Here is a 22,842-nt window from a genome sequence, read left to right on the forward strand (position 1 = left end):
TCTCCGCTATGATGGGCAAATAGCTCTGGAGAGAACCGACCTTCAACCGTTCTTCAGCCTGCGCGAGCCTGTGCCAGTTCCGGCGCAAGGAAGCTGCTGGTCAACCCGGCACTGCTAAACAATTCAACCCTGTTACGGCCGTTGTTTTTGGCAATGTAGAGCGCCTGATCTGCACGTTTCTGGACGTCTTGGTCGGTCAGACCCGCTTCCCAAAGTGCCACGCCTGCGCTGACGGAAGGGGTGACCTGATTTCCTTCGAAGACAAGGCTGACGGCGCTTACCGCCTCGCGTATCCGCTCAGCGAGCGCAAAAGCGGAAGATTGCGTTTGGCCGCGCAGAAAGAGGCTGAACTCCTCGCCGCCCAGCCGGCCGAACACGCAGGAAGGGGGGACATTCTGTGCAATTGTCCGAGCAACATTTATGAGAACGACATCGCCTTTGTCGTGCCCGTACATATCGTTCACACGCTTGAAAAAGTCGATATCGATGAGGACGAAGGCGTCTCCGGGGCCGAGGCTTTTCGGAAGCGAATTGAAGAAATGCTGCCGATTGGGAATGCCGGTCAGCATATCGGTATTTGCAAGTCTGGTAAGCTTCTCTTCGGCTCTCTCCTGCACGAGCACGAGCACAAACAGCGCCACCGCGAAATGACAGATGATCAGCAAAAAGAATGCGTAGCGCGGAGGAAGGGGCGCATCGTTCGGAAAGACGAAGCCGACGACCACCAAAACGGAGAGAGACGTCGCCACCCATATGGATGCGGAAAGACCGAGCCGCGCGGTAAGGCGCTCGTGGAAGAAGTCGCGGGCGATCACGAAACCTGACAAGGCAAGCAGGACGGCGGCGCTGCCGTTGAACACCGATGCTCTCAATCCGTTGTTCAAATACCATGGCGTTTTCACCGCACTCAGCGTCAGGACGACGGGCAGGAGTAACGGCCACCAGTCTCGTAAAGAGTTTTGACGCCGGCTGAGGCCGAAAAGCCCAACCGCCATGAGCCCATAACCATTGGCGCCGAGTGAAAAACTCCAGAACGTCCTGGCATCGCCGGACATATGAAGGCTCTCATCCAAACCAGCGAGCGTTGAGGCGATCGCAAGCAAAGAGAAACTGCCGGCAAGTACGCCAAGCCCTGGCGTCGCTCCGGAGCGCCATCTCACGTAAAAGAAGCAGATTGCTCCGACGATGAAGGAAGACTTGTGTAGAAGAAGGACAGTCGCAAGATCCATTGCCGGAACCCGATATGAGATGAGAAGCGGGCTCCGAATAACGGCTAAAATCTACTTTTCAATGAACGCGGAGTGACCTTTAGACGTCAGTATTCGCGGTGCTTCCGGAGACTGGCGATAGGAAGCGTTGAGCGGCCTGTTCCTCCCGCTGGAAATGACTCGCCTTCGCCCCGGCTTGAGCGTTTACTGTGCTATTCTGGCGGAGGACACACACCATGGCCATGTATCTCACGCGCTTCAGCTACACGCCCGAGACATGGGCGCGCATGATCGAAAACCCCGAGGATCGCCGGGAGGCGGCACGCAGCTATATTGAATCCGTAGGCGGAAAGCTCCACGGGTTCTGGTACGCCTTCGGCGAGCATGATGGTTGGAATCTTTGGGAGGCGCCTGACAACGTCTCGATGGCGGCGGTCGCACTGGCTATCGGCGCAGGAGGCGCGCTCAGCGCGATGGAAACCACTGTCCTCCTCAGCGTCGAGGATACGATCGAAGCGTTGGAAAAGGCGAAGTCGGTTCGATATCGTCCACCGGCAGCGTAATAAGCAGGGGCCGAATGCCAGCGAGCCCTCCGCGGCTCTCCGCGTAAAGTCTGAGCCGGGCCGCCGATTGTTCGGTGGCCCGGCCGTTAAGCGTTACTTCGACTTGATGTTTTCCCAGCGCTTCAAGAGGTCGGCATGGGTGTCGGTCCAGCCCTTAACCGCCTCGTCCATTGTCTTGCCGTCGGCGACCGCGCCGGCGATCGCGGTGATATCTGCGAGCGGGAGATATACGCTGGCGATGACTTCGCGCGCATGCGGGTTCTCGGTGGAGAAGCCGCTCTTGGCTATCCAGTTGTAGGTCTGCGCCAGCGGGAATATCGCCTTCGGATCCTTCAGAAACTTGACCGGGTACTTCTGTATCATCCACGACGGCTCCCAGAGCGTCACAGCAATCCATTCCTTTCGGTCGATGGCCGACTTCAATTCAGCCGTCATCGCAGCCGTGCTGCCTTCGACAAGCTGTAGCTTGAGGTCGTAGGCTTTGACCGAGTTGGCGGCATCGCGCATCAGGCCTGAACCCGGTTCGATACCGACGATCTTGCCGCTGAACTTGTCGGCGTTACCGTTCAACTGCTCCATGGAGTCGATCGGCACATAATTCGGAACCGCAATAGCCTGGTACAGGCCAAACGAAACCGGCGATATCTTCTCCAGCTTCTTCTTGTTCTTGTCCCAATAATCCTGTGCGACGTAGTCGGTCAGCGAGGCGAGAATCTGGATATCGCCCTTGCTGAGAGCGGCATAGGCGATGCCCCATTCGGAGAACGACACGACCTTGACGGTGTAGCCGGAATCTTCCAGCGCCTTCTTGGTGACACCGCTGATCGCTCCCAGATCTTCCCACTGCATCGTGCCAATGGTGATGGTCTTTTCTTCCGCGTGCGCGGGCAGCATGGTCATTCCGAACATGGCCGCGGCACAAAGCATTTTCCACAACTTCATCATTTTTTGCTCCTAGTTTTCGTTCCCCTTTTCATGAAACACCAGCGGTCGGCCTGGCCTTCATGATTGCGCGGCGAGGGGTCATCCCTGCGCGCAATTCCTGCAATCAGATCACCGAGTCCCGCTCGTAGCCATCATGGCCACGACCTTGTAGACGGCGAGGCCCACATCTTTCGGGACTTCAGGCATGCCTTGACTTGCGTATGCCTTTAAGATCGATCCCTGGAGGACTGGCCGAAATCGAACTGATTGGCGGGCATTCAACCCTACGGCCTTGATCAAACCGCGGCCATGAATCGATGCGCGTCGTATATGGCCGCGTGGATGTTCCTGCTTGCGACCGCATCGCCAATCCGAAACAGCTGAAACTTGCCACCGGGATTATTGGCAACAACTTGCGGCTTGCCCGCTATGAACGCCCGGTAATCGATTTCACCTTGGTTCCGGGAGAGCGGCTTGAGCGAGAAATAGAGTTCGTCCATCGGCTTCGTCCCGCTTTCGACGACAACCTGGTCCACCTCTTTTTCGACGCAGACCTTGGAATACTCGTCGAAAAGTATGACTGCGATCCTGTTGCCGCGACGTTCGAGGCGCTCAATGTGCAGGTTCAGGGTGATCTTTGCGCCGGCTTTGTTGAGGGCACGGAAATAGGCGGGGTAGCTCGTTGCCCCGATGTCCGGCGCAAGGGTTCGTGCAGGCGTGACAACTTCAAGATTCGAGCCCGCGTCGGCCAGAAACTCAGCGATCGTCATGGCGGGGTGCGAACCGTTGTCGTCGTAGACCAGCACATTTTTCGCGGGCTGAACGCTTCCGCCGAGGATGTCCCAACTGGTCGTCGCAAGCTCCTGTCCTTCCTCAAGACAGTCAACATTAGGCAGTCCGCCCGTAGCAACGACGACGACGTCGGGTTCTTCCGCCACAACGTCACTCTCATCGACGAAGCGATTGTAGTGGAATTCGACGCCGAGGCGCTCGCATTCAGACAAGCGCCAGTCCACGATCCCAAGGATTTCGCGACGGCGTTTCAGTGCCGCGGTTATTAGAATTTGTCCGCCTGCTTTGGATCCAGCCTCAAAAACCGTGACCTTGTGGCCCCGCTCGGCCGCGACCCGTGCAGCCTCAAGACCGCCCGGTCCCGCTCCGACGACCACAATCTTATGCATTGGCCCGTTGGTCTTCCTGATCACATGCGCGAGGCTGCCCTCCCGACCAGTCGCCGCATTGTGCACGCAGGTGGCGTTGCCAGCGGGGTAAATGGAATCGATGCAGAACCCCATGCCGACACAGGGGCGAATTTGATCCTCCTTCCCTTCGATCACCTTGCGGATGATGTGAGGATCGGCAAGGTGCGCGCGTGTCATGGCGACCATATCAAGCTTGCCGCTCGCAATCGCGTGTCGCGCGGTAGCCACATCCTGAATTCTTGCCGCATGAAAGGTCGGTATCTTCACATTCTGACGAACCTCTCCGGCGAAATCGAGATGGGGAGCAGATGCGGTTCCCATGTTCGGAATCACATGACTCAAGGCCTCGTCTTCTGAGACGTGGCCGCGAATGACGTTGACGAAATCGATCAAACCGCCGGCCTTCAATCGACGGGCAATCTCCACCCCTTCGTCTCGCGAGAGCCCTTTATCCCAAACCTCATCGCAGACCATGCGGACGCCGACAATGAATTCGTGACCGATGCGCTTACGGATGGCGGTGAGAATATCGTTCACCAGGCGCATCCGGTTCTCGAGCGAGCCGCCGTATTCATCCTCCCGCTTATTTGTTGCCGGAGACCAAAAATGCGCGATGAGATGCGAGGCGCATTCGAGCTCGATCCCGTCAAGCCCTGCCGCTTTGACCCGCTCCGCACTGTCGGCATAGGCTGTGATCACGCGCTCGAAGTCCCAATCCTCCATCGCCTTGGGATAGGCGCGATGCGCGGGCTCCTGGATGTGGGACGCATCGATTATCGGGAGCCAATCGCCTTTGTTCCAGTTGGTTCGGCTTCCCAGGTGAGTGATTTGAATCATCACGGCAGCGCCGTGGTCGTGAACGTCGTCGGCAAGCTCTCGAAGCCACTTCACGGACTCGTCTTTGTGGAGCTGGATATTGCCGAACGCCTGGGGACTGTCGATGTCGACGACGGACGAACCGCCGATCATCGTCATTGCTATCCCGCCTTTGGCTTTTTCCGAATGGTAGAGACGATAGCGCTCCTTCGGGAGTCCGTCCTCAGTATATCCCGGCTCGTGCGCCGTCGACATCATCCTGTTTCGGAGTGTCAAATGCTTGAGTTGGAAAGGCTGGAGCAATGGATCGTTTGACATCTCAATTGTTCCCGTGACGGCCTATTGTCGTAGTCGCCTGTTCTCCCGACGTCGGGTTCTGGCGGGTGAACGACAATGTCCGGCGAGGGCGTGAGGCCGTAAAGGGCAAATAAATTCATGGAAGTATGAGGCAGGATGGATAAAGACCGGATCGGCCGGCAGGTGAGTGGGTGATCGTCCTCCAGGCTTGTTGACCACGCGAACGATAAGGTGTTTCGCTTCTTGCCGGTGCGCAGTCTTGCACCGTGTGACGGAGATTCCGTGCGCTGCAATTTTCGAACGGCGAAGAACTCGAAACCATGAGTCATGACAGTCAGTCGTTACGACGGACAATTCCCTCCCTCCACAGCCTGATCCTGTTCGAGGCTGCGGCGAGATATCTGAATTTTTCGAAAGCCGCCGCGGAATTGTCCATCACTCAGCCTGCGGTCAGCCACGGGATCCGACAACTCGAGTCGTCTCTCGGCCACGCGCTTTTCGTCCGGGAAAGGCGGGCGCTAAGCCTGACAACGCAAGGCCAACGCCTCTATTCGGCGGTATCGGGGGGATTTGCGTCGATCGCCGAAACGCTTGACGATATCGCCGGCATGCCTCGCCGAGACACCCTCGTCATCAGCGCCTCGACGGTCATGGCGACAGAGTGGCTGATGCCGCTGTTGCCGGAATTTCGCCAAGTCCATCCTGATTTGATGATTGACCTGCGATGCTTGGACCGCGATCCAGCGATGACGACGAGCAACATCGATGTTCACATTCGGCTCGGCGATGGAAACTGGCCGGATTGTGATGCCATTCCGCTGTGGGACGAGGAAATATTGCCTGTTTGCAGCCCAGCTTATCAGGCGAAGAGCAAGCCTCTGTCACTCACCAGTGATATATTGCGCCATCGGCTTATACACTACGTTGACCCGTATCGCTTCAGGATCGGTTGGGCCGAGTGGTTGCGGGCCACAGGTGTCGGCGCTCCACCGACTTTGCCGACATCGCTGCAGGTCAACGATTCCCTTGTCGCGATGAAAGCTGCGGAAAATGGCGAAGGCATCGCGCTCGGTTGGCGACCTCTCATCGATCGGCCCCTTCGAGAAAATCGCCTCGTCATTGCTATTGACCGCACCCTGAAGACAGGGAGGCGTTTCTACGTGGTAACGCCAAGTGCCCCAAATCGCAGAAAGGTCGCCCTGATTTTCAGGGACTGGCTGGCGAGCCGTTTTGAAGGTCTTTGAGGCGCGCGTGTCGTTCCCGCCTTTGGCGTGATTTTGGAGGGGATGCTGCGCATAAACGCAATTCCAACGGCTTTGGGAGGTCGCAGCTAGCTCCCATCGGATCCAAGGCCCTTCGGACCGTTGAGCTGGTTCATATCCTCGCAAAGAGAACGAACCGCCTCCATCGTCACGGCGAGTGCCGACATCAGGATCGAGATGTCGTTGTCTTTATCTGGCTGGGAAAGCGCGCGAGATCGAGCGTGCAACTGTTGGCTGACCGTGTCGAGCTGCAGAATGGTTTCATTATTCATCGTGATCCTCCAAAGGTCTAAACCTTCAAAGTTCCCGGCGGGCATTTCGTTCCATACAGCCCGAAGCGTCAAATACGCAATCCGCCATATGGCAATTGGTGACGTGACTAGCCGTTCGGTTTGCGCAAGGGCGGAAGCCGCATGTAGTAGGAGTTCAGGGGGGCGTAGGATCCCTTCGGTTCACCCTTGCCGGGCTTGACCAGATTGGGCGCCAGTTTTCCCTCCGGCCCGAAAATATAGTCGATGCCGGCGCAGAGATGGGCGAGGGAGCGGTAGTTGAAGTGTTTGAACCAGTCGTTCGCGAGGAAGGCGGCTTCGTCCCAGGCCTTTCCGCGGAGGCGATCGTATCCGGCCTGCTGCAGAAAGGCCTCGCCTGTCCTCGTATTGATGCTGGCGCCGAGACATAAGTTGCCGGCGATCAGCGACAGCCTGAGCACTCTGATGGTTTCGGCATCCTTGTTCGATAAGGGTTTCAGGGTCTGAGCCAGATAGAAATTCGTCGATGGATCATTGGTCATCGTCTTGCGCCAATAGGCGGGGAGATCCTCCGCGCCGGCGCCGACGGCCGGTGAGACGGTCATTATGACCAGCAAAATCAAGCTTTTGACAATTCCGCCCATGGCAATCCCCCAACCCTGCGCATAGAATGCATAGCGTTATTTCGCCTGATGAGGCAAGGTGACGCCGCGCCGCGCGGGAAGCACGCGCCGCCTGTGCCAATTTGGGCTATTCGGGCATTCGGAAGCGAGTTCAGATTTACCATATGCGCCGCATCGGCATGAGGATTTCGGGCCTTATTGCGGCGGCGGAAGGGCAGGGCGGAGAGGTTCGCGTTAGTGATTTATAAACCATAATCATTAGAATTGTCGCTATCGCTGCGAAATCGTTCGTAAATTTGCCACGAACTTCGCATGATTAAAGTCTCGTTAGGCGGGTGGGGATAAGGCGTATTGGCCCGGATTGGGGCAAGGTTCCTTAACCATAACGATCTTTGAGCGGCGTGGGACATATGAAACTGGAATACGGGGCGGCGTCTTTCGCAACGACAGCACGGTGGCTGGCGATCTCGGCGATGTGTGCGACGGTTGCGGCGTGCGGCACGACACAGGCGGTGCCGAAGAAGAAATCCCACGGCAAAGAATATTTCTCCGAATCCGAATATGGCGTGAAGGCAAGCCCGCGCGTCGCTACCGGCAACAACATCCCCAAGGGCGGCGGCCGCTACATCGTCGGCAATCCTTACGAGGTGAAGGGCAGGTGGTATTATCCGAAGGAAGACTTCTCCTATAACAAAGTCGGCGTCGCCTCCTGGTATGGCTCGGCCTTTCATGGGCGGCTGACGGCGAACGGCGAAGTCTACGACCAGATGCATCTTTCCGCCGCGCATCCGACCTTCCCGCTGCCGAGCTATGCGCGCGTCACCAATCTCGAAAGCGGTTCCTCCGTCATCGTGCGCGTCAACGATCGCGGCCCCTATCACGAAGGGCGCATCATCGACCTTTCCAACAAGACGGCCGATATGCTGGATCTGCAGCACAGCGGCACCGGCAAGGTGCGGGTGCAATATGTCGGCCGCGCCCGCATGGACGGCCACGACATGCCCTATCTGATGGCGTCCTACGTGCCGAAGGGCAGCCGCATTCCCGGCGTCAATCCGGAAGGCCAGATCGCAACCGGCGTGATGGTCGCCTCCAACAGCCGCAAGATCACCCGCGATCAGCTGCAGAGTTCGGAAGATTATGAGACGCCGGCCAACGTGCCGGTGCCGATGTCGGCCACTTCCTATGCCGGGTCGACGCCGAGCGCACGCTACAATGCGGCCCCCGTCGCAGCACCCGCTTTGGCAGCGCCCGCCCATGTTCTGGTAGCGCCATCAGCACCATCCGCCACCAATGCCGCTCCGTCCTTCGACCAGATGGTCGTGTTGCCGGAGATCGGCCCCATGCCCTACGAACGGCCGCTGGGGTCTCTCGCGCTCGGCTACCAGAACGAGGATGTGAAGACCGTGACGGTCGATCTCGCCTTCGACGCTGTGATGGTGCGCAATGACGGGCTGACGCAGGAGTCGATCCTTGCTGCGACGAAGCGTCATCAGGCAAAATCCGCCGCGCGCTGAGCGCGGCAATTGCATCGAATTTCCTCTCGCTCTAACCTCCTGAAATACGCCCCCTGATCGATGGGAATTCTTGATGCTGAAGCCTTTGCTTCGTCTGCTTGTATGCATCATGCCGCTCTCCACCGGCGCATTTGCAGCCGATAGCGGTACCGCCGGTTTCGCCACCAAGGCGGCGCAGGCCTATATGATCGAGGCCGCCACCGGCACGGTGCTTCTCGCCAAGAACGAGGACCAGGGCTTTTCGCCGGCTTCGCTCGCCAAGCTGATGACGATGGATCTCGCCTTCGAGGCGGTGACGAAGGGGCAGATCACGCTCGATACCGAATATCCCGTTTCCGAATATGCCTGGCGAACCGGCGGCGCGCCATCGAGGACGGCAACGATGTTTGCCAGCCTGAAATCGCGCGTGCGCGTCGAGGACCTGATCAAGGGCGTCGCCATCCAGGGCGCCAACGACAGCTGCATCATCCTGGCCGAAGGCATGGCCGGCAGCGAGCAGCAATTTGCCGTGTCGATGACACGCCGCGCCCGTGAACTCGGCATGGAGAAGGCTGAGTTCGGCAATTCCACCGGGCTCCCCGACGGGAAGAGCAAGGTGACGGCGCGCGAGATGGTGACGCTTGCGGCCGCCCTGCAGCAGTCTTATCCCAATCTCTATCCCTATTTCGCCCAGCCGGATTTCGAGTGGAACAAGATTTTCCAGCGCAACCGCAATCCGCTGCTCGGGCTCGATCTCGGCGCCGACGGGCTTGCCACCGGCTTTACCGAGGGCGAGGGTTATTCGATCGTCGCCTCAGTCCAGCGCGATGGCAGGCGGCTGTTTCTGGCGCTTGCCGGCATCGCTTCCGACAAGGAGCGGACGGAGGAGGCCAAGCGAGTGCTCGAATGGGGACTGACGGCCTTTGAGGACCGGCAGATCTTCGGTGAGAAGGAAGTGATCGGCGCCGCCAGCGTCTATGGCGGTACGGCGCGTACCGTCGATCTCGTCGCCAAGGCGCCGGTCAGCGTCTATATTCCGATCAGCAATCCCGATCGGCTGTCGGCGCGCATCATCTATCACTGGCCGCTGACGGCGCCGGTCGAGCCGGATACCCAGGCAGGGGTGCTGAGGATTTTCGCAGGCAGCCGGCTGCTCCGAGAAGTGCCGCTTTATACGGTGCAGGCGGTCGGCGAGGGCTCGCTCAGCAGCCGGGCGGTCGACGCCATGCTGGAACTCGGCGAATCGCTGTTCTTCTCCTGGCTCTGGGACAAGTCGGCACCCGGCTGAGCGGCCACTTACTGGTGCAATTTGCCGGGAAAGGTGAATATGTCGCCGCGACGAAAGGTTTTCCTCCCTGACATCTTCGGATAGATAGATGGAGCACGGCGCGTGCGGCGCCTGGAATGCGGGAAGTTGTCATTGTCATCCGGTACGGGATTGTTCGTTACGTTTGAAGGCGGGGAAGGCGCGGGGAAATCCACGCAGATCCGCCGCCTCGCCGAAGCGTTGAAGGGCGAAGGTCACGACGTGCTGATGACGCGCGAACCAGGCGGATCGCCGGGCGCGGAGGCCGTGCGCCACGTGCTTTTGTCAGGGGCTGCCGAAGCCTTCGGCACGCGGATGGAGGCGATCCTCTTTGCCGCGGCGCGCAACGACCATGTCGAAGAGGTGATCCGGCCGGCGCTGGCCGCCGGCAAGATCGTGCTCTGCGACCGTTTCATGGATTCATCCCGCGTCTATCAGGGCATAACCGGCAATCTCGAGCCGGATTTCATCGAGACGCTGCAGCGCATCGCCATCAACGGCGTCATGCCGGATTGCACCGTGATCCTCGACATCCCCGCCAAGATCGGGCTGGAGCGGGCGCAGAAGCGCGCTCCAGCCGACGGTCCCGACCGCTTCGAGAAGGAGCGGCTCGAAACGCATGAGAAACGGCGCGAGGCCTTTCTCGACATCGCCGCCCGCGAGCCGGAGCGCTGCCACGTGGTCAACGCCATGCAGAGCGAAGAGGCGATCGCTGCCGAGATCCTGGCGATCGTCCAACAACTCAAGTCGCCCGCCGACCGTTTGCGAATGCCGGAAGCCGCCCATCATGAGTGAAGCCCATCATGAGTGAGGAAAGGCCCGGACTGCTCGACGGCGCCATCTGGCCGGGAGAAAATACCAGGCTGTTCGGCCATGAGGAGGCGGAAGCCTTCCTTGCGCAATCTTACCGCTCCGGCAAGGGCCACCACGCCATCCTGATCGAGGGCCCGGAGGGCATCGGCAAGGCGACGCTCGCTTTCCGCTTTGCCAATCACGTGCTATCGCATCCCGATCCCGAGCGAGCGCCGGAAATGATCGGCGATCCGGACCCTGCCTCTCCCGTCAGCCGGCAGATCGCCTCCGGCGCCTCGCACAATCTGCTGCATCTTGCCCGGCCGGTGGACGAAAAGACCGGCAAGGTGAAATCGGCGATCACCGTCGACGAGGTGCGCCGCGCCGGCAAGTTCTTCTCGCAGACCTCGGGCACCGGCAACTGGCGGATCGTCATCATCGATCCGGCCGACGACATGAACCGCAATGCCGCCAACGCCATCCTGAAGATCCTGGAAGAGCCGCCGAAGCGGGCGCTGTTCCTGGTGCTTTCGCATGCGCCGGGACGGCTGCTGCCGACGATCCGCTCTCGTTGCCTGCCGCTGAAACTGGCGCCGCTTGCCGACGCCGCGCTGGTCGCGGCCCTTGACCATCTCGGCATATCAGGCGAGGGCGGGGCGGTACTTTCGGCCGCCAAGGGCAGCGTCGGCGAGGCGTTGAAACTCCTGAACTACGGTGGCGGCGAGATCATTGCCGCCTATGATGAGATGCTTTCCGCCCAAGGACCGACGGCGCGCAAGGCGATGCATCGGCTGGCCGACGCGCTTTCGGGCAGGGAAAGCGACACGATCTTCGATTTCTTCGTCAGCCATGTCGGCGACGATATCATGAACCGCGCGCGGGCGGCAGCAAGCGAGGGGCAGATCACAGCTGCGGAGCGGCTGGCTCGGCTCTATTCGGACATTACCGAGCGGCTGACCATTTCCGACGCCTATAATCTCGACCGCAAGCAGACGATCATCAGCATTCTCGCCGATATCAAACAGCCGGGCCTCTAGAGCGGTTCAGCGTTTAACGGAAGCGCAGAACCGCTCTATCCTTTTGTTTTGACGCAATTCCCGGCAAAACCGCTTCGCGCTTTGCCTGGGAAAACCGCTTCGCACTTTTCCTGGAATTGCTCTAGGTCAGCAGCTTGCCTGCGACCACTGCTAGCGTGGCGGCGAGCACGATGCGGATGGTGCGCTCGTGCAGCTTCGGCGCCAGAAGGCTGCCGATAATGATGCCGGGGATAGAGCCGATGAGCAGGGCAGACAGCATTGGCCAGTCGATCTCGCCGATCAGCCAATAGCCGGTGCCGCCGATCAAGGTCAGCGGCACCGCATGGACGATATCGGAACCGACGATCTCGCGCACATCGAGCCTGGGATAGAGGATCAGCAGGATCGTCACCCCCAGCGCACCGGCGCCGACCGAGGTCAGGGTGACGAGGACGCCGAGCAAGAATCCGAGAATGACGGTAAGGGCGAGGATGGTTGCCGGCCGCGGCGGCGTGCGGTCGCCGATGGCGCGGCGCGCAAGCTGGAGTATCGGACCTCGGAAGACCAGCATGATGGCGGTCATGACGAGAAGCCAGCCCAGCGCGGTGGTGATCGTATTGGTGACGCCGATGCTTTTGCGGTCGACGCCCGCCAACAGCCAGAGCATCAGCAGGGCGGCCGGCACGCTGCCGACGGCCAGACTGCCGACGATCTTCCAGTTGACCCGCCCATGCATGCCGTGAACGGCAGTCCCCGCCGTCTTGGTGATCGCCGCATAGAGAAGATCTGTGCCGACCGCGGTGGCCGGATGGACGCCGAAGAGCAACACCAGCAGCGGCGTCATCAGCGAACCGCCGCCAACGCCGGTGATGCCGACGAGGGCGCCCACACACAGGCCGGAAAGCGAATAGAGCGGCTCGAATGTCAAACAGGCGCCCCTGTCAGCGCGCAGCCACGACAATTCCGATAGATGAAAACTGCCACTTCGTTTTGTCCCGCCCTCTTTTCCATGACGGGTAGATGGCGGCAGAAGCGGAGTCAAGTTCACCACGCCAGCGTCCGGGAAATCATCGACAGCTGGAAAGTTGAGGTTTCGCTCGACGGTGACATGCGCTAAGAGCGGCTGACCATTTTTATAGAGTTAGCCGGACATTGGCCTCCATGACAGACAAGACACCCTTCTACATCACCACCGCGATTTCCTATCCCAACGGCAAGCCGCATATCGGCCATGCCTATGAGCTGATCGCGACGGATGCGATGGCGCGCTACCAGCGTCTAGACGGCAAGGATGTGTTCTTCCTGACCGGCACCGACGAACATGGCCAGAAGATGCAGCAGACGGCGCGCGGCGAGGGGATTACCGCGCAGGCGCTTGCCGACCGCAACTCCGGCGAATTCCAGGCGATGGCAACGCTGCTCAACGCCTCGAACGATGATTTCATCCGCACTACGCAGGAGCGTCATCACGAGACGTCGCGCAACATCTGGAACCTGATGGCCGACAATGGCGACATCTACAAGGACAGCTATGCCGGCTGGTATTCGGTGCGCGACGAGGCCTATTACCAGGAAAACGAGACGGAGCTGCGCGCCGACGGTGTGCGCTACGGGCCGCAGGGCACGCCCGTCGAATGGGTGGAAGAGGCAAGCTATTTCTTCAAGCTCTCCGAATACCAGGAGAAGCTGCTTGCCCATTACGAGGCGAATCCCGACTTCATCGGTCCGGCCGAACGCCGCAACGAGGTGATCTCGTTCGTCAAATCGGGGCTCAAGGACCTCTCGGTCTCGCGCACGACCTTCGACTGGGGCATCAAGGTGCCGAACGATCCTGCCCACGTCATGTATGTCTGGGTCGACGCGCTGACCAACTACATTACAGCGACCGGCTATATAGAAGACAGGAACGGCCCGCGGGCGAAATACTGGCCGGCCGACGTGCACATCATCGGCAAGGACATTATCCGCTTCCACGCCGTCTACTGGCCGGCCTTCCTGATGTCGGCGAAGCTGCCGCTGCCGAAGCGCGTCTTCGCCCACGGCTTCTTGCTCAACAAGGGCGAGAAGATGTCGAAGTCGCTCGGCAACGTCGTCGATCCCGTCAATCTGGTGAACCATTTCGGCCTCGACCAGGTGCGTTACTTCTTCCTGCGTGAAGTCTCCTTCGGCCAAGACGGCAGCTACAGCGAAGAGGCGATCGGCACGCGCATCAACTCCGACCTCGCCAACGGCATCGGTAATCTCGCCAGCCGCTCGCTGTCGATGATCGTCAAGAACTGCGACGGCAAGATCCCGGAATGCGGGACGCTCAGCGACGAGGACAAGGCGATGCTGGCCCAAGTGGACGCGCTGCATGCATCGACGCGCGAGGACATGGGCAAGCAGCAGATACACCGGGCGCTCGCCTCGATCATAGCAGTCGTCTCCGAGACCGACCGTTATTTCGCCGGCCAGGCGCCCTGGGCGCTGAAGAAGACCGATCCGGAGCGTATGGGCACGGTGCTCTATGTGACGGCCGAAGTCGTTCGCCAGATCGCCATCCTGCTGCAGCCCTTCATGCCGGAATCATCGGGCAAGCTGCTCGACCTGGTTGCCGCACCCGCTGACAAGCGCGACTTCGCCGCCCTCGGCGAGGCAGGCCGTCTCGTTGCCGGAACGGCTCTCGAAGCGCCGACCCCGGTCTTCCCGCGCTACGTGGCTCCGGAGGCTTGAAGCCGTGCTGATCGACACGCATTGCCATCTTGATTTCGCCGACTTCGAGGCGGAGCGGGACGAGATCGTCGCGCGCGCCCATTCGGCCGGTGTTTCGCAGATGGTGACGATCTCGACACGGGTGCGCAAACTCGGCGCGCTGCTTGCCATCACGGAGAAGTATCCCTCGGTGTTCTGCTCGGTCGGCACCCATCCGAACAATGCCGACGAAGAGCTTGATATCCAGACGGAAGAGCTGGTGCGTCTCGCCAATGCCCATGAGAAGGTGGTGGCGATCGGCGAAGCCGGTCTCGACTATTTCTACGACACGCAGAAGCCGGAGGACCAGCAGACCGGTTTTCGCCGCCATATCGCGGCGGCGCGCGAGACCCGGCTGCCGCTCGTCATCCACAGCCGCAGCGCCGACGAGGACATGGCGGCGATCCTGACCGAGGAAACCGGGAAGGGGGCCTTCCCCTTCATCCTCCACTGCTTCTCCGCAGGCCCGGAGCTTGCCACGACCGGCGTCGCGCTCGGCGGCTATATCTCCTTCTCGGGCATCCTGACCTTTCCGAAGTCGGAGGAGCTGCGCGAGATCGCTAAGACGATCCCGCATGACAGACTGCTTGTTGAAACGGACGCGCCGTATCTGGCGCCGAAGCGCTGGCGCGGCAAGCGCAACGAGCCGTCCTATGTCGTCAACACGGCCGAGGTGCTCGCCGATACGATCGGCCTTTCCTACGAAGAGGTGGCGCGGATCACGACCGAGAACGCTTTCCGTCTGTTCTCGAAGATGCCGAGGGTCTAGCGGCGTGCTCTACCGGCGGCGTTTCACCATTCTCGGCTGTTCGTCGTCACCGGGCGTGCCGCGCATTACCGGCGATTGGGGCGCCTGCAATCCCGACAATCCGAAAAACCGGCGCACGCGCGCCGCCTTCATGGTGCAGCAATTCGCGCCGGATGGCGGTGTCACCACGGTCGTTATCGACACCGGGCCGGATTTTCGCGAGCAAATGATCAGGGCAGGGGCCGACCATGTCGATGCCGTGCTCTACAGCCATCCGCACGCAGATCATATTCATGGCATCGACGATCTGCGCGGCTATTTTCACAATACCCGCCGACGGGTGCCGATTTTTGCCGACCAATTCACGATGGACAGGCTGCGGGAAGCCTTCGGCTATTGTCTGGAAACGCCGCCGGGCAGCAATTATCCACCGATCGTACTGCCCGTTGTGATCGAAAACCTGGATGAACCCGTCGAAATTCGCGGCCCGGGCGGCGCGATCGCCTTCCATCCGCATCTCCAGCAGCACGGGGATATCCACTCGCTCGGCTTCCGGATCGGCGATGTAGCTTATTGCAGCGATATCAGCGATTTCCCGCCGCAGACCGTCGAAAAGCTTCAGAACCTCGACGTGCTGATCATCGACGCGCTACAATATACCTATCACCCGAGCCATCTGTCGCTGGAACAGTCGCTTGACTGGATCGGCCGGTTGAAGCCGAAACAGGCGATCCTCACGCATATGCACACGCCGCTTGATTACGACGCTGTCATGGCAGAGACGCCGGACCATGTGGCGCCGGCGTATGACCAGATGAGCTTCGAGACCGAGGTCAGGATTTAGTCTAAAGCTTGAGCCCGCTCGCCTGCACGTAGGGCCACACTTCGACGCCGCCGCGATGGATCATGTCGAGCGAGACGTAGAGAATGATCAGCAGACCGACATAGGCGATCCAGCGATGGTTGTTGAGCAACCGGGCGATCAGGTTAGCGGCGATGCCCATCAGCGCAATCGACAGGGCAAGACCGATCACCAACACGCTCGGATGTTCGCGCGCCGCACCGGCAACAGCGAGCACGTTGTCGAGCGACATCGAGACGTCGGCGATGACGATCTGGGTCGCCGCCTGGAAGAAGGTCTTCTTCGGCGCGCGTTCGGCGCCCGTAGCTTCGTGGTTCTCGCCATGGCCGGCGCGAAGCTCGCGCCACATCTTCCAGCAGACCCACAGGAGCAGCAGGCCGCCGGCCAGTAGCAGGCCGACGATCGCCAACAGATAGACCGCGACGCTGGCAAAGAGAATACGCAGAACAGTTGCGGCGACGATGCCGACGATGATCGCCTTACGGCGTTGCGTCGCCTCGAGGCCGGCAGCAGCAAGACCGATAACTACGGCGTTGTCGCCGGCGAGAACGAGGTCGATAGCAATGACCTGCAGCAAAGCCGTCAGACCGGCTGCCGTAAAGATGTCCATATGAATTATCCCCAATGCGTCAAAACCGTGCTAGCGTCTCGAAGGTTTAACGTCAACCGCTGACGGATTTCGCAGGCGGCACAATTCGCGACTCTGTGCATCAGACATGCAAGGCGGAAACACGGCGGGGCATCGCTATTCCCATCGCCATTGCCTTGGAACATTCACGTCAGCCACCGGTTCTTCAAGTCAGGAAAGCTGCCATCGATCGATGGCAGGATCGAGACATCGAGAGGAGAACCCCGTGAGCAGCATTTACAACGATACCAACCCGGCTTTCTCAGGCCCGACAGGCGGCAGCAGCCTTGCCGCATTTTTCGACAGCCGGTCAGAAGCCGAATCCGCCGTCTCCCGTCTTGAGGACGCAGGCGTGCCGGTTTCAAGAATAAGGTTGATGCCCGGATATGAGGCGGATGGAAAAAATCCCGGGGCCATGAGCGACGACCGCAGCGGCTTCTTCGACGCGCTGGCGGACTTCTTCTTCCCTGACGAAGATCGGGCGGTCTACGCAGAAGGGTTGCGGCGAGGCGGCTTCCTCGTCCAGGTCAATGATATCGATGACGCGCTCTACGAGACCGTCCACGATATTCTGGACGACGAGGGCAGCATCGACATGGATGAACGGGCGGACCTCTGGTCGTTGGAGGACAGGCAACAAGGCGCATCAAATACCGGCTTTGCCGGCCAATCCTCTGGCGGCAAGGCGTCGGAAGACCTCGCCGTGTCCGAAAGCGCATTCGACGATGCGCGCCCGCTGGCAATGCGGGACACCACGCATGGAAGCGCCAAAGTGCGCGCCTATACCTTGCCCGGCAGCAGTTCCGAACCATCGGACGATGCCGATGGGAAATCCCAAGGCCACTCTCAGACCCAGTCGCAATCCCAGGGCGGATCTCACCAGAGCCAGGGCTTCCGACGCGATCACTGATAGCGCCTGACGTGGATCAAGGCCCGGCGGCGATGCCGGGCCTTGATCTCATCCCGCTTGTTTATTCGAGGATATGTCCATGCAATCATCCATCAATCGCGACGGCCGCCTTCCAGACCCCGACGAACTGATCGCAGAAGGTGAGCCGCCTTTTGCCGATGCCGCAGTGGAGACTGCGCGTGAAAAAGCCGACCAGGATCTCAACGCCCTGCAGCAGGAGCTAAGGCTACTGAAGGCCCATATCGGCGCGCTGCGCGAGGACGCCGAGGCGGCGCTGAAAGCCAAGGCCACATCGGTCGATGCAAGCGCCCATGTCCAGCTCGGCGACTATCCCTGGCTGAAGCTCGCCGCGGCTATCTGCGCAACCTTCATTGCAGCCAGACTGGTTCGGCGCCTTCCACTCGGGGTCATGCTTGCCGGATTTGCCGGTCATCTCACGGACGCGAGAACACCTGGCATCCGAAGCCGCATGAGCGCGCTACGATCGGTCTAGAGCGGTTCAGCTTTTCACGGAAGCGCAGCACCGCACGCAATCCCGGACGGAAAACCGTTTCACACACTTTTCCTGGAATTGCTCTGGCCGCTGCGCACCGAATGTTCCGCTTCCGTCTGCGATGCCGATGCCAGTTCCATGGCGATGTCGACAAAGCGCTGACCGAGCGAATTGAGTTGCCGGCCTGCAATTTTCTGCAGGGCGAACTGGCGTGAGGCGATGTGTTCCTGCAGCGGAATCGCTGTCAGCACGCCCCGGCGGATCTCCTCGCGCAGGAACTCATCGGACAATATGCTAACGCCATCCGAGCGTTCCACGATTGCCTTCAGCACGCTGAAGGGAGCTGCCTCGACAAGGTGTACCGGGAAGGGGACGCCATTTGTCGTGAACAGGGCTTCAATCTGTTTGCGGAAAGCGCCGCCGCGCGGGGGCATCACCCATGTCGAGCAGGCGAGTTCCGCGAGAGAGACGTCTTGCCGCCCCTCCAATGGATGCCCCGCCCGAACCACGATCACCGATCGGGCCGTGAAGAGCGGAATGACTTCCACTCTCTCCGGTGCCGGTCTCTGTCCGACATTGGAAATGACGAGATCGAGCTTGTGGGTCAGGAGCCGCTCCATCAACTGCTCGTCCGTGCCCTCAACTACCTCGATGGCAGCATTGCCATTTTCCTCGAGAATGCGGCCGACGACCAGCGGCACGAAACTGCCGGTCGCGAGCGGCGTTCCGCCGATGTGGAGCGGGCCTTCAACACCGCGGCCACGCGCTTCCAATTCCCGTCCGGCTATCTCCAGAATGGCTTCAATGCTTTCGGCATGGCGCACCAGTATCTTGCCAGCCTCCGTCATGATCGCACCATGTCGACCGCGGTCGACAAGCTGCATCTGCGTTACGTCCTCCAGACGCGCGACGCTGACAGAAAGTGCCGGCTGGGAAATATGAAGCGCTTCCGCCGCCTTGAGGAAGGAGCCGGCGCGGTCGATGGCGAGAAGGTAGCGAAGCAGTCGGGGATCCAAGTCCATTTGTCACCAGACCTTCGGCGTGGGTGTGTTCAGAATTCCGTCGAATAGCACGTCCGCAATGGATGCCCTACAGCGCCGCCCAACGCCACGCATTTCCATCGGCAACTTTTCATGAGGCTGCCGTCTTCATGTCTTCATGTCTTCATGTGCTTTCTTAAAACGTTGATGAATGCTGCGACCTTGGGTTTGCGGAAGGCCGATGGCAACTGGACTGTCTGGATCGCGATCATTCTCGATGGAAAACCGGCCAGCAGCTGAACGAGCCGGCCTTGGGCAAGGTCGTCAGCCAGAAAAACGTCGGGGCAGATGAAGATACCTTTTCCCGCGCGCGCAGGTATCAGGCAGGCGGGAGGGCTATTGGAGAGGAAGGGGCCGGTGACCGACACTTGGATCTGCTTCCCTTCAATCAGGAAGGGCCAACGGTTCGGGTCAGGATTGTTGGCGTCGCGAATGCAAATGTGGCTGGACAATTCGTCCGGATGGGCCGGTGCGCCATGGCGTTCGATGTAGGATGGGGCGGCGACGACCAGAAGCCTTGCCTCTCCGAGCTTTCGTGCCACGAGGCTCGAGTCCTTCAAAGTGCCGATGCGCACGGCCAGATCGAAACCGTCTTCAGCGAGATCGACGTATTCATCGGACAATTCCAGCTCAACCGTAACCTCCGGATGGAGATCCATGAACTCGAGAATTGCGGTTGCGACGACCGTTTCGCCAAAGGTCAGAGGTGCTGCCACACGCAGCGTGCCTTTCAAGCCACTTGATGCCTCGAGGGACATGTCCATCAGATCGAGTTCGTTCAGAACACGTCGGCATCCCTCGAGATAGATCCGACCGTCATGCGTCAACGACATGGATCGGGTGGTGCGATGAAGCAGATTCATTCTCAAGTCAGCTTCAAGCGTCGCGATGTATTTGCTGACGAGCTTACCGGAAATGCCCAGCCGCTCGCTTGCGGCGGCAAACGATCCCGCCTCGACCGCGGCGACAAAAGTTCGCATGCCGTCAATCTTATCCATACCGATTGTCTCCATTTTGGCGAAACTGAGACGCTATAATCGCCATTTTGGCGATTAATTGCCAGTGCTAAATCGGAACCCGGCAGATCCAGGAAACATAGATGGTTGCTTCCGAACTGCCGCTCTCGATCGCACGCGGCGTTCCGGCGGTGAGCAATCGGCGTGCCGTATCGCGTTCGACGAAGATACCGTCAACCCGGTCCCGCCCGGTCGTCGGGCGCGAAATTCACAAGTTCTGCAGCGCAGTTCCGCGCTGCCTCATGCAAACCAGGTAAAAGGGATTTTAAAAATGAGCCCAAAGGAAATCGTGCTGAGCGCTGTCGTCGCGCTGTTCACCAATTTTGATCCGGAAGCGGCAAGCCAGCTCCTGAAGGAAAACTACATTCAGCACAATCCCGCCGTACCCACGGGCGCCGCTCCTATCCTCGGCTTTCTGCCTGCGCTCAAGCAAAGCGGCCTGACGGCGACAACTCATCGCGTCCTGGCAGAGGGGGATCTGGTGGTCCTGCATTCGACCTATGAAAATGCCCAGGCCTTTGGCGGCCAGACGATGGTCGCATTCGACGTGTTCCGTGTCGAAGACGGCAAGGTTGCCGAACATTGGGACAATCTACAGGCTGCCGTCCCCGCGTCGAAAACAGCCAGTGGCAATTCGATGACGGACGGCGCGACCGAAATCAAGGATCTCGCCAAAACCGCCGAAAACCGTACGCTGGTCGAGAACTTCGTGCATGACGTATTGCTCGGCACGGCACCGCAGAAGATCACCGACTATATTTCGACGGAAACCTATATCCAGCACAACCCGATGGTGGGCAACGGATTGGACGGCCTGGGCGCCGCGCTGAAGGCGATGGCCGAAGCCGGCCAGCCGATGGCCTACACCAAGACACATTTGATCGTTGCCGAGGGCAACTTCGTCTTCACGGCCTCGGAAGGGAAGCTCGGCGAAACACCAACTGCCTTCTTCGACCTCTTCCGCGTGGAGAGCGGCAAGATTGTCGAGCATTGGGATACGATTTCCACCATCCCGGCTCAAATGGCCCACGACAACGGAAAGTTCTGAGGAAGGCGCGAAATGAAATTCGTCCTGTCAGTCATTCTGGCGTTTCTCGTTTCCATGTCCGGTACAGCGATGGGCCAAGAGAAGCATGTCGTCGAAATCGTGACGATGAACTTGAAGGATGGCGTATCAGCCGAAGCCTTCGCAAAGGTCGACAAGGCCCTCGAAGATCAGCACGTCAGCAAGCAGCCCGGTTTCGTTTCGCGTGAGACTGCCATAAACGGCCGCCAATGGCTTGTTATCGTGCATTGGAAATCGGCTGCCGCCGCGCAGGCTTCGATGGACAGTTTTGCCGATGCACCGGCAGCATCAGAGTTCATGAGCATGATCGACGCCTCAACGATGACGATGACGCGTTACGACCTCGTTATCCGCTGAGCGGCTGCACCCGTGTGGGCTCACGCTGTTGGGTGAGCCCACACATCGATATTGCCGGCGGATGGATGTTTTGGTCGCCGACGCGGGTCGTATCGTTGGGCCATCGTATGCGCTATCTCGCGTGTACATCACGCTGATGGGGGCTGAATGAAGGGCGCCGCTCGGATTAAGACGTTCCGTTTCTCGAAATGTGGGGCTGAAATTGAACCGCCGGCATGCAACGATCCCAATCCGTCAATTGTCGCTCAAAGGCTCTAACATTGATGAGCTTGCGGCCGCTCTTTCCAGCCTCTGCCTGCGAACCGAAGCCGTTCTGGAGAGCAGAGAAGCCGTCTCTTACAATATCCATTCCATCACGGCCGGACCAATCTCTCTCATCGCCGGCGTTTATGAAGGTGATCTGACGGTCCGGCATCGGAGTCCGACGGAGACCGATGTGATTATCCTTCCTCTCTCCGGACGCTCCGTCGTTACCATGAACGGTCAAGAGATGTTATCGGAGGGAACTCGTGGCGTCTTCGTGAACAGTTTGGCCGCAAGCGCAACGCGTTTCATCGGATCAAGAAAACACCTCGGCCTCAGGATCCCTCGCGACGAACTGATACGGCGCCTGGCGCTGCGCCTCAACATGTCAATACGCGGCCATCTCGATTTCGCGCCGGACATCGACTTGTCGACGGCCTCAGGATCCCTGTTGATGCGGCTGTCGGCCCTTATGTACACCGGTTTGGCAGATGGAAGCCTGGTTCAATCGCCGATAGCGCTGAGCAACCTCACCGAGACAACGATCGAACTCTTGATGGAAGCCGCTCGGCATCGCTATTCGAGCGACCTGCTCTACCGCACTGGCGAGCCGCCCCTGCCGAGGAGCGTCAAGCGGGCGATCGACTATATGCGCGCGCATATCTCGGAGCCGATAACCGTGAACGACATCGCAGCCGCAAGCGGCGTCAGCCCGCGGACGTTGCAGCAGGGATTTCGCGACTTTCGTGATACGACTCCCTTTGCCTTTCTCCAGCGCCTGCGGCTGGAGGCGGCTCATCGCGAATTGATGACAGGTGGATCGGACCTGTCGGTCAAGCAAGTCGCGCTCAAGTGGGGTTTCGTCCACCGCGGTCGATTTTCCGCCGACTACAGAAAGCGCTACGGCGTGCTTCCGTCAGAAACATTGCGGAGCTCGGGGTCGAGTTCGGCCGACTGAATAGCCGCGTCCCTCGCCAGCGCCGGGGGTATCGAGGA

The 22,842-nt window shown here is 59.8% G+C and carries 23 protein-coding genes; 14 read left to right on the forward strand and 9 right to left on the reverse strand.

The window, feature by feature from the left end; translation table 11 throughout:
- Positions 1–53: 53 nt before the first annotated feature.
- Positions 54–1,229, reverse strand: coding sequence for a GGDEF domain-containing protein (locus FHT69_RS06920; RefSeq protein ID WP_025554796.1), 1,176 nt, complete (start codon positions 1,227–1,229; stop codon positions 54–56).
- 215 nt (positions 1,230–1,444) lie between these two features.
- On the opposite strand from FHT69_RS06920, the gene FHT69_RS06925 reads away from it, so the two are divergent.
- A complete protein-coding gene (locus FHT69_RS06925; RefSeq protein WP_025554797.1) occupies positions 1,445–1,771 on the forward strand; it encodes a GYD domain-containing protein in 327 nt (108 codons plus the stop codon).
- A gap of 93 nt (positions 1,772–1,864) precedes the next feature.
- Here the strand turns inward: FHT69_RS06925 and FHT69_RS06930 are convergent, their stop codons facing one another.
- Together FHT69_RS06930 and FHT69_RS06935 are read right to left on the reverse strand one after the other, a co-directional pair.
- Positions 1,865–2,716, reverse strand: a complete 852-nt coding sequence (locus FHT69_RS06930; protein WP_025554799.1) for a glycine betaine ABC transporter substrate-binding protein — start codon at positions 2,714–2,716, stop codon at positions 1,865–1,867.
- A gap of 275 nt (positions 2,717–2,991) precedes the next feature.
- Complete coding sequence (locus tag FHT69_RS06935) at positions 2,992–5,031, reverse strand: NADH:flavin oxidoreductase (protein ID WP_097623425.1); 2,040 nt, start codon at positions 5,029–5,031, stop codon at positions 2,992–2,994.
- Between the two features lie 299 nt (positions 5,032–5,330).
- Here FHT69_RS06935 and FHT69_RS06940 point away from each other — a divergent pair, with 299 nt between their 5' ends.
- A complete protein-coding gene (locus tag FHT69_RS06940; RefSeq protein ID WP_052213380.1) occupies positions 5,331–6,254 on the forward strand; it encodes a LysR substrate-binding domain-containing protein in 924 nt (307 codons plus the stop codon).
- Between the two features lie 86 nt (positions 6,255–6,340).
- Here the strand turns inward: FHT69_RS06940 and FHT69_RS06945 are convergent, their stop codons facing one another.
- Positions 6,341–6,544 (reverse strand): hypothetical protein, encoded by a 204-nt coding sequence (locus FHT69_RS06945; RefSeq protein WP_063475678.1) that lies wholly within the window; start codon positions 6,542–6,544, stop codon positions 6,341–6,343.
- A 107-nt stretch (positions 6,545–6,651) separates the two neighbouring features.
- Entirely contained in the window at positions 6,652–7,164 is a 513-nt protein-coding gene (locus tag FHT69_RS06950) for a hypothetical protein (protein ID WP_097631235.1), read from the reverse strand.
- A gap of 389 nt (positions 7,165–7,553) precedes the next feature.
- Here FHT69_RS06950 and FHT69_RS06955 point away from each other — a divergent pair, with 389 nt between their 5' ends.
- From FHT69_RS06955 to FHT69_RS06970, 4 genes are all read left to right on the forward strand, one after another.
- A complete protein-coding gene (locus tag FHT69_RS06955; protein ID WP_028757348.1) occupies positions 7,554–8,660 on the forward strand; it encodes a septal ring lytic transglycosylase RlpA family protein in 1,107 nt (368 codons plus the stop codon).
- 73 nt (positions 8,661–8,733) lie between these two features.
- Entirely contained in the window at positions 8,734–9,927 is a 1,194-nt protein-coding gene (locus FHT69_RS06960; protein ID WP_028758510.1) for a D-alanyl-D-alanine carboxypeptidase family protein, read from the forward strand.
- A 132-nt stretch (positions 9,928–10,059) separates the two neighbouring features.
- Complete coding sequence (gene tmk / locus FHT69_RS06965) at positions 10,060–10,740, forward strand: dTMP kinase (protein ID WP_028757350.1); 681 nt, start codon at positions 10,060–10,062, stop codon at positions 10,738–10,740.
- Between the two features lie 8 nt (positions 10,741–10,748).
- Positions 10,749–11,774 (forward strand): DNA polymerase III subunit delta', encoded by a 1,026-nt coding sequence (locus FHT69_RS06970; protein WP_028757351.1) that lies wholly within the window; start codon positions 10,749–10,751, stop codon positions 11,772–11,774.
- Positions 11,775–11,895: 121 nt separating this feature from the next.
- Here FHT69_RS06970 and FHT69_RS06975 read toward each other — a convergent pair whose 3' ends face one another.
- The gene (locus tag FHT69_RS06975; protein ID WP_028758508.1) at positions 11,896–12,681 is read right to left on the reverse strand and encodes a sulfite exporter TauE/SafE family protein; all 786 of its coding nucleotides are present in this window, start codon (positions 12,679–12,681) and stop codon (positions 11,896–11,898) included.
- Positions 12,682–12,914: 233 nt separating this feature from the next.
- On the opposite strand from FHT69_RS06975, the gene metG reads away from it, so the two are divergent.
- The 3 genes from metG to FHT69_RS06990 are packed head-to-tail and all read left to right on the forward strand — an operon-like array spanning position 12,915 to position 16,075.
- On the forward strand, positions 12,915–14,465 hold the full coding sequence (gene metG / locus FHT69_RS06980) for a methionine--tRNA ligase (protein ID WP_028757353.1): 1,551 nt from the start codon (positions 12,915–12,917) through the stop codon (positions 14,463–14,465).
- 4 nt (positions 14,466–14,469) lie between these two features.
- Positions 14,470–15,252, forward strand: a complete 783-nt coding sequence (locus tag FHT69_RS06985) for a TatD family hydrolase (RefSeq protein ID WP_097544300.1) — start codon at positions 14,470–14,472, stop codon at positions 15,250–15,252.
- A gap of 4 nt (positions 15,253–15,256) precedes the next feature.
- The gene (locus FHT69_RS06990; protein ID WP_097623427.1) at positions 15,257–16,075 is read left to right on the forward strand and encodes an MBL fold metallo-hydrolase; all 819 of its coding nucleotides are present in this window, start codon (positions 15,257–15,259) and stop codon (positions 16,073–16,075) included.
- 1 nt (position 16,076) lies between these two features.
- On the opposite strand, the gene FHT69_RS06995 is transcribed toward FHT69_RS06990, so the two are convergent.
- Positions 16,077–16,703 carry a TerC family protein gene (locus tag FHT69_RS06995; protein WP_028758505.1) on the reverse strand — a complete coding sequence of 209 codons (627 nt, stop codon included), beginning with the start codon at positions 16,701–16,703 and terminating at the stop codon, positions 16,077–16,079.
- 244 nt (positions 16,704–16,947) lie between these two features.
- Between FHT69_RS06995 and FHT69_RS07000 the strand changes: the two genes are divergently transcribed.
- Complete coding sequence (locus tag FHT69_RS07000) at positions 16,948–17,631, forward strand: hypothetical protein (protein WP_047615222.1); 684 nt, start codon at positions 16,948–16,950, stop codon at positions 17,629–17,631.
- A 79-nt stretch (positions 17,632–17,710) separates the two neighbouring features.
- Entirely contained in the window at positions 17,711–18,124 is a 414-nt protein-coding gene (locus FHT69_RS07005) for a hypothetical protein (protein WP_052213385.1), read from the forward strand.
- A 59-nt stretch (positions 18,125–18,183) separates the two neighbouring features.
- Here FHT69_RS07005 and FHT69_RS07010 read toward each other — a convergent pair whose 3' ends face one another.
- Both FHT69_RS07010 and FHT69_RS07015 read right to left on the reverse strand, forming a co-directional pair.
- A complete protein-coding gene (locus FHT69_RS07010; RefSeq protein WP_025554536.1) occupies positions 18,184–19,146 on the reverse strand; it encodes a LysR family transcriptional regulator in 963 nt (320 codons plus the stop codon).
- 134 nt (positions 19,147–19,280) lie between these two features.
- A complete protein-coding gene (locus tag FHT69_RS07015) occupies positions 19,281–20,162 on the reverse strand; it encodes a LysR family transcriptional regulator (protein ID WP_210304185.1) in 882 nt (293 codons plus the stop codon).
- A gap of 64 nt (positions 20,163–20,226) precedes the next feature.
- Between FHT69_RS07015 and FHT69_RS07020 the strand changes: the two genes are divergently transcribed.
- From FHT69_RS07020 to FHT69_RS07030, 3 genes are all read left to right on the forward strand, one after another.
- Positions 20,227–21,228, forward strand: a complete 1,002-nt coding sequence (locus tag FHT69_RS07020; protein ID WP_245445219.1) for a nuclear transport factor 2 family protein — start codon at positions 20,227–20,229, stop codon at positions 21,226–21,228.
- A 12-nt stretch (positions 21,229–21,240) separates the two neighbouring features.
- Positions 21,241–21,603 (forward strand): antibiotic biosynthesis monooxygenase family protein, encoded by a 363-nt coding sequence (locus FHT69_RS07025; RefSeq protein WP_025554542.1) that lies wholly within the window; start codon positions 21,241–21,243, stop codon positions 21,601–21,603.
- Between the two features lie 202 nt (positions 21,604–21,805).
- Positions 21,806–22,804 (forward strand): AraC family transcriptional regulator, encoded by a 999-nt coding sequence (locus FHT69_RS07030; RefSeq protein ID WP_246712998.1) that lies wholly within the window; start codon positions 21,806–21,808, stop codon positions 22,802–22,804.
- The last annotated feature ends 38 nt before the right edge of the window (positions 22,805–22,842 follow it).

The organism is Rhizobium sp. BK008 (genome assembly GCF_014197345.1).
Classification (GTDB): Bacteria; Pseudomonadota; Alphaproteobacteria; order Rhizobiales; family Rhizobiaceae; genus Rhizobium; species Rhizobium anhuiense.

Coding starts and splice junctions, on each gene's coding strand:
- FHT69_RS06960 (WP_028758510.1), top strand. CDS start 8,734: ATGCTGAAGCCTTTGCTTCGTCTGCTTGTATGCATCATGCCGCTCTCC.
- metG (WP_028757353.1), top strand. CDS start 12,915: ATGACAGACAAGACACCCTTCTACATCACCACCGCGATTTCCTATCCC.
- FHT69_RS07010 (WP_025554536.1), bottom strand. CDS start 19,146: ATGGACTTGGATCCCCGACTGCTTCGCTACCTTCTCGCCATCGACCGC.
- FHT69_RS07015 (WP_210304185.1), bottom strand. CDS start 20,162: ATGGATAAGATTGACGGCATGCGAACTTTTGTCGCCGCGGTCGAGGCG.
- FHT69_RS06930 (WP_025554799.1), bottom strand. CDS start 2,716: ATGATGAAGTTGTGGAAAATGCTTTGTGCCGCGGCCATGTTCGGAATG.
- FHT69_RS06970 (WP_028757351.1), top strand. CDS start 10,749: ATGAGTGAGGAAAGGCCCGGACTGCTCGACGGCGCCATCTGGCCGGGA.
- FHT69_RS06950 (WP_097631235.1), bottom strand. CDS start 7,164: ATGGGCGGAATTGTCAAAAGCTTGATTTTGCTGGTCATAATGACCGTC.
- FHT69_RS06935 (WP_097623425.1), bottom strand. CDS start 5,031: ATGTCAAACGATCCATTGCTCCAGCCTTTCCAACTCAAGCATTTGACA.
- FHT69_RS06995 (WP_028758505.1), bottom strand. CDS start 16,703: ATGGACATCTTTACGGCAGCCGGTCTGACGGCTTTGCTGCAGGTCATT.
- FHT69_RS06955 (WP_028757348.1), top strand. CDS start 7,554: ATGAAACTGGAATACGGGGCGGCGTCTTTCGCAACGACAGCACGGTGG.
- FHT69_RS06945 (WP_063475678.1), bottom strand. CDS start 6,544: ATGAATAATGAAACCATTCTGCAGCTCGACACGGTCAGCCAACAGTTG.
- FHT69_RS06920 (WP_025554796.1), bottom strand. CDS start 1,229: ATGGATCTTGCGACTGTCCTTCTTCTACACAAGTCTTCCTTCATCGTC.
- FHT69_RS06925 (WP_025554797.1), top strand. CDS start 1,445: ATGGCCATGTATCTCACGCGCTTCAGCTACACGCCCGAGACATGGGCG.
- FHT69_RS07005 (WP_052213385.1), top strand. CDS start 17,711: ATGCAATCATCCATCAATCGCGACGGCCGCCTTCCAGACCCCGACGAA.
- FHT69_RS07025 (WP_025554542.1), top strand. CDS start 21,241: ATGAAATTCGTCCTGTCAGTCATTCTGGCGTTTCTCGTTTCCATGTCC.
- FHT69_RS06940 (WP_052213380.1), top strand. CDS start 5,331: ATGAGTCATGACAGTCAGTCGTTACGACGGACAATTCCCTCCCTCCAC.